Annotated in this window: 2 protein-coding genes; both read right to left on the reverse strand. The window is 60.9% G+C overall.

Annotation, left to right across the window (positions count from 1 at the left end; genetic code table 11):
* Positions 1–35: 35 nt before the first annotated feature.
* The gene (locus tag VBE63_RS27415; RefSeq protein WP_323686162.1) at positions 36–1,217 is read right to left on the reverse strand and encodes an ATP-binding protein; all 1,182 of its coding nucleotides are present in this window, start codon (positions 1,215–1,217) and stop codon (positions 36–38) included.
* Positions 1,218–1,248: 31 nt separating this feature from the next.
* Positions 1,249–2,450, reverse strand: a 1,202-nt coding sequence (locus VBE63_RS27420) for an efflux RND transporter permease subunit (RefSeq protein WP_323686163.1), incomplete at its 5' end; no start/stop codon positions are given.

The following is a 2,450-nucleotide window of genomic DNA, read 5'->3' on the forward strand; positions in this document are numbered from 1 at the left end:
CCGAACGCTGCGCACATGACGCGGGAGTCGGCGACTCACTGTAGCAAGGGCACGCCACCATAGGCGCCAGCCATATACTTGGCATAGAGATTATCATCGGCCCGGATGCCTTTCACGTCGCTCAACCGCCAGAGCGCGCTTTTGCAGTGTGCGTCTTTCTCCACCAGCGCGACCTGAGACTTCTGTAGCTGGCTGAGAACCTCTGCGGTATGGGTAGTGAAAACAATCTGCGCGTCCTTTGGATTCGTCGACGGATTGAGAAAGAGGTTAAGCACCTCTGTCAGCATATGCGGGTGCAAGTCCGACTCCATTTCATCGATCACCGCAAGACCGCCGCTGTCCAGCACAGGCAGCAACTCGCTTAGCAGCACGAATGCGCGCTGCGTGCCGCTGGACTCTTGGAACAGCTCCAACGTCTGCCGTTGGCTGCCATCGGCATGGACGCCGTAAGCAACCGCGACATCGTGTTCCTTGCCGTCATCCAGTTTCAGCGTCTTCTGTTTGATCTCGACCGCCGCCAAACCGAGATCCCATCGACGCAGCAACTGCTCCATGCGTTGGTGCGCTGTTGATGAGTGTAGGAAGCGATCAGCCGCTGCCAACACATCCGAGCGGCTTGCATGGATGCGGCCTAGCACGTCGACATTGGTATGGATCGGCAAACAGGCGAAGCGTCGGGCAAGCGGGACGTCGTATTGTGCCGCAGTGGATATCAGGGAGGCATTCTGTCGTGCTTTTTTCGCTTCTCGAGCGTTCAGGCCAAAGCCTTGTTGCTTGTACGCGTATTCACCGCCCAACCACTCCCTAAGAAAGAGAGTGGTAAAGGCCCGGCTGGTCTTGTGGTAGAGCGCCTCGCGGATGACACGCTGGCGTGTCAGTGTGAGTTCGTAGCGATAGATCGTGCCAGCGGTATCGAACAACAGCTCAAACTCCGAGGGCTCGTCCTCGGCGAAGAAATGCGGTTCGAAAGGGATCGGCTCGTCGGGCTCGGCGCGAAATGAGTGCCCGACAAACCAATGCAGAAACGCCAGCACCTTGATGGCGTTGGTCTTGCCAGAGCCGTTCGCGCCCATCACCGCGAGCGCCCTGGATAAAACCGGAAAACCCTCGCGCTTGGACACGAGGCTGCTACCGCGCAAGCGCTCGGAGGCGACGAGAGACGCCTCAGTGTCCTCGCGGAACGAGTAGAAATTTTGAAATCGGAAGCTGTGTAGCATGCCGAGAATGTAGGCAACTAAAACCCATTTTTCAACAGAATTTTGTGGATTTCTGGTTTTGAGCGTTAGGATCGCGGGTCAATGCCGAGTGAGTGGCTGCGGACCTTGACTCTGGCCCGCCGATGACCTGGTTCTCCCAGACTGTCTCGAAGCCGCTGACCACCTGGGCGATGGGTACAGCGCGCTGCAGCACCGGGCTCCAGACCTGCACATCCTGGATGTTGTCGACATCGATGCGCTCGCCAAGCGGCGCCCGCACCAGGATCGGCAGCAGACGCTCGCCGTCGCGATAGAGCCCGACCTTGACGCCGTCGAAGGCATACTGCATGGCCTTGGCGACGTCCTCGCGGGTGATGCCGAGCTGGCGGCCGACCTGCTCATTGAACACCGGCCGGATCACCTTCACCGGCTCGCGCCAGTCGTCACGGATCTCCTTCGCATCCGGGTCGGCGTGCATGATGGCCTTGGCCGCATTGGCCAGCTCACGCAGCACCGCCGGGTCTGGGCCGCTGAAGCGCGCCTCGATCTTGCTGTCGCGCCCGGGGCCGATCATCAGCGTCTTGATGATCGGATCGGTCCAGTAGAGTTCCTCGCGCATGAACTCGTCGGCCTGTTCCCAGACCTCGGCGATGCGCTCGCGGGTCTCGGTATAGACCACGATCTGCGCATAGGACGGCGTCTGATCCTTGGAGTCGTAGGTCAGCACGAAGCGCTGATGGGGTCCGCCGATCATCGAGCTGGTGCTGACCACCCCCTCCAGGCTGCGCAGGTAATCGGAGACCTTGAGCGTGTCCTCGCGCGTCTTGCGGATGTCGGTGCCTTCCGGCTCCCAGATGTCGACGAAGAACAGCGGCGTGTTGGAGCTGGGGAAGAAGGCCTGCTTGACATAGCCAAAGCCCCAGATCGAGATGACGAAGAGCGCGACCACGCTGCCGACCGTTAGCCAGCGATAGCGCAGCGCGCTTGCGACCAGGCTGCGGTAGATCCGAAACGGCGCGGCGTTGTAGGCCGCGCTGTCGTCGCTGCCACCCTTTCCGACCTTGAGCAGCAGGGCGCAGAGCACTGGCGTGGTGCTGATGGCGGTGATCCAAGACAGCAGCAGCGAGATCAGGATCACGTAGAACAGCGAATTGGCGAACTCGCCGGTGCTGTCCTGCGAGAAGCCGATGCCGGCGAAGGCGAGGATGCCGATCACCGTGCCGCCCAGCAGCGCCCAGATGGTCTTGCCGACGG

It is taken from the genome of Lamprobacter sp., from assembly GCF_034860625.1.
Lineage (GTDB): Bacteria > Pseudomonadota > Gammaproteobacteria > Chromatiales > Chromatiaceae > Lamprobacter.